A 229-nucleotide genomic window follows, 5' to 3' on the forward strand; every position below is an offset into this window, starting at 1 on the left:
CGCCCGTTCGGCAGCCAGGTCGATGTCTACGGCCTGGATTACGAATGGATCAACCATTCGCTGGCGCCGACCGCGCACGTCGCCCACGACTTCCGCATCACCATCGGCGAGAACAGCGCGCAGCCGTATGCGGCCAGCGTGTTCAACATCTCGGCGATGAGCTTCGGCTCGCTCTCGGCCAACGCCATCCGCGCGCTCAACAAGGGCGCCAAGCTCGGCGGCTTCTACC

General features: G+C 65.5%; 1 protein-coding gene. It reads left to right on the forward strand.

All coding sequences use genetic code 11. The features are described 5' to 3' along the window. Positions 1-229: FMN-binding glutamate synthase family protein (locus HKX41_14065; GenBank protein ID NNC25259.1), on the forward strand; the 229-nt coding region annotated here is incomplete at both ends.

This window comes from Salifodinibacter halophilus, from assembly GCA_012999515.1.
GTDB classification, from domain to species: domain Bacteria; phylum Pseudomonadota; class Gammaproteobacteria; order Nevskiales; family Salinisphaeraceae; genus Salifodinibacter; species Salifodinibacter halophilus.